The sequence below is a fragment of the Paenibacillus sp. Soil787 genome (assembly GCF_001429545.1).
In the GTDB taxonomy this organism is placed as follows: domain Bacteria; phylum Bacillota; class Bacilli; order Paenibacillales; family NBRC-103111; genus Paenibacillus_E.
Map to the genome: position 1 here is coordinate 1 of NZ_LMSP01000040.1, position 2453 is coordinate 2453.

The 2453-nt window shown below is 46.9% G+C and carries 10 tRNA genes and 2 rRNA genes; all 12 read left to right on the plus strand.

Going from position 1 to position 2453, the window contains the following annotated elements:
- A 23S ribosomal RNA gene (locus ASG93_RS35995) occupies nucleotides 1–121 on the plus strand; the annotation flags it as partial.
- A gap of 104 nt (nucleotides 122–225) precedes the next feature.
- A 5S ribosomal RNA gene (gene rrf, locus ASG93_RS26110) occupies nucleotides 226–342 on the plus strand.
- A 143-nt stretch (nucleotides 343–485) separates the two neighbouring features.
- A tRNA-Glu gene (locus ASG93_RS26115) sits at nucleotides 486–560 on the plus strand.
- A gap of 21 nt (nucleotides 561–581) precedes the next feature.
- Nucleotides 582–657: transfer RNA gene (locus tag ASG93_RS26120), tRNA-Val, on the plus strand.
- Nucleotides 658–672: 15 nt separating this feature from the next.
- Nucleotides 673–749: transfer RNA gene (locus tag ASG93_RS26125), tRNA-Asp, on the plus strand.
- A gap of 33 nt (nucleotides 750–782) precedes the next feature.
- Nucleotides 783–858 (plus strand) — tRNA-Phe (locus ASG93_RS26130).
- Between the two features lie 73 nt (nucleotides 859–931).
- Nucleotides 932–1007 (plus strand) — tRNA-Thr (locus ASG93_RS26135).
- A gap of 78 nt (nucleotides 1008–1085) precedes the next feature.
- Nucleotides 1086–1158 (plus strand) — tRNA-His (locus tag ASG93_RS26140).
- A 33-nt stretch (nucleotides 1159–1191) separates the two neighbouring features.
- Nucleotides 1192–1264: transfer RNA gene (locus ASG93_RS26145), tRNA-Lys, on the plus strand.
- A 20-nt stretch (nucleotides 1265–1284) separates the two neighbouring features.
- Nucleotides 1285–1364 (plus strand) — tRNA-Leu (locus tag ASG93_RS26150).
- A 59-nt stretch (nucleotides 1365–1423) separates the two neighbouring features.
- Nucleotides 1424–1509: transfer RNA gene (locus tag ASG93_RS26155), tRNA-Leu, on the plus strand.
- Nucleotides 1510–1556: 47 nt separating this feature from the next.
- Nucleotides 1557–1635: transfer RNA gene (locus ASG93_RS26160), tRNA-Leu, on the plus strand.
- Nucleotides 1636–2453 lie beyond the last annotated feature (818 nt).

Genomic DNA, 2453 nt, shown 5'->3' on the forward strand with positions numbered 1-2453 from the left:
AAGACCCCTTGTAGACGACGAGGTTGAAGACCCCTTGTAGACGACGAGGTTGATAGGTTCGAGGTGGAAGTGCAGCAATGCATGCAGCTGACGAATACTAATCGGTCGAGGGCTTAACCAAAAAGCTGACTAAGCAGCAAGCAGCTACGTCTGACGTAGTGTGCAATATCTAACTTTACGCAAGTTTCGTATCTAGTTTTCAAGGCACAAACCACGCTTTGACTGTTTGGTGATGATTGCGGAGGGGACCCACGCGTTCCCATCTCGAACACGACCGTTAAGCCCTCCAGCGTCGATGGTACTTGAACCGCAGGGTTCTGGGAGAGTAGAACGTTGCCAAGCACCCACGCGTTCCCATCTCGAACACGACCGTTAAGCCCTCCAGCGTCGATGGTACTTGAACCGCAGGGTTCTGGGAGAGTAGAACGTTGCCAAGCAGTTACCCCTAGTGGGTATTTTTTTTGCCGAAGATTCGGCGGATTCTAGGCCCGTTGGTCAAGTGGTTAAGACACCTCCCTTTCACGGAGGTAACAGGGGTTCGAGTCCCCTACGGGTCACCAATAACCCTTTAACAATTTCATGAACGCTTAGCTCAGCTGGGAGAGCACTACCTTGACAGGGTAGGGGTCGGCGGTTCGAACCCGTCAGCGTTCACCATTTTACGTATACTTTGGAGCTGTGGTGTAGTGGCCTAACATGCCTGCCTGTCACGCAGGAGACCGCGGGTTCGAATCCCGTCAGCTCCGCCATTAACCCTAAGAAGTGACACTAACATCAAGTAAGGCTCGGTAGCTCAGTCGGTAGAGCAGAGGACTGAAAATCCTCGTGTCGGCGGTTCGATTCCGTCCCGAGCCACCACTTCACCCCAAAAGTGAAGTAGAGTCTAAGGTGTAGTTTCCGATGACTTTTCGGGGACCCCATAAGTAAATATGCCGTTGTAGCTCAACTGGTAGAGCAACTGACTTGTAATCAGTAGGTTGGGGGTTCAAGTCCTCTCGACGGCACCACAATACCTATAAAAGTGAAGTGAAGCGTTGTAGTAACGCCGATTACTTTTACGGGAAACAGCAAGAATTATTCATATGGCGGTCGTGGCGAAGGGGTTAACGCACTGGTTTGTGGATCCAGCATTCGCGGGTTCAAGTCCCGTCGTCCGCCCATTCTTTTCAATCATGAACTCATGTCTTTCATGAGTCATTAGCTCAGTTGGTAGAGCACCTGACTTTTAATCAGGGTGTCGTAGGTTCGAATCCTACATGACTCACTTTGCCTTATTTACAGTATGCGCGTATGGCGGAATTGGCAGACGCACTAGACTTAGGATCTAGCGGGCGACCGTGGGGGTTCAAGTCCCTCTACGCGCATCCCAAAGTGATGAACTGGAATGAAATTTAGTTACTTCCAGTTCGGAGCTTTCAATTAAGCCGGAGTGGCGGAATCGGCAGACGCACAGGACTTAAAATCCTGCGGTAGGTGACTACCGTACCGGTTCAAGTCCGGTCTTCGGCATTATCTTAACTGCTTGCGTGCCTTATCACATCAAGGCGCGCATATAAGCCGGCATGGCGGAATGGCAGACGCGCTCGACTCAAAATCGAGTCCGAAAGGGTGGAGGTTCGAGTCCTCTTGCCGGTATCGCATGACAAAGTAAAGTGGTTGGATCAGGAAGATTTCCTGATTCAACCACTTTTTTTGTCGACAGAATTTATATTTTTTGGGTTAGGGGTAAGGCTACGAAGCTTACCTTTTTTAGGATAGTTAGCTACGGATTTTTTGCTAAGGCTAAGTGAAATTGTGGATATGCATAACATTCGTAAGTAACTATGCTTCCCTAGCGTTTTGTTTCTGTTTTTTTTTTGAAAATGGAGAATTAGAAAGATAAGTTGTACTGCGTACAACAATTTCCTTGATTTCTGCTTGGCAAGCTCGGAATGTTGTAATTTCGAGTCAATTTCATAATTCAAAACCCTTGCTGGATAAGGACTTATAGCGGCATTCATAAACAGTCACCTACTCAGGATATCCATTTGGTGCCAAGATATCACGTTATTCTCTGTTTAAGCATTACAATCAGGGCATTTAAACGGACAAATCCCTTTCTGACCTCTGTAATTGGTTTGAATGTCAATAGCTTGTACGAWKTTTAAGGGGCCTTGTGGGAAATTCGGAGTTTTATAGTGAGATTAGCTCCTTAAGGTCTTATCCGACGATATTTCTCCCGAATCCACACTTCACTTGAACGTTAAGAGTCTCTAGGGACTCCTATTTTTACAAATTACGGTGAAAATGAAGAGATAGCAGTCTATAAAGGCTCTTATCCGATTGCTTTTCCTCCGAATTTACACTTTACTTGAACGTTAAGAACATTCCTGTAGACGCTAATATTTGGCCTTTGAAATAAAAGGAGCGTCTCCTGTACGATGGGGTTGCAACGGGTCAATGCCCTTAATAGG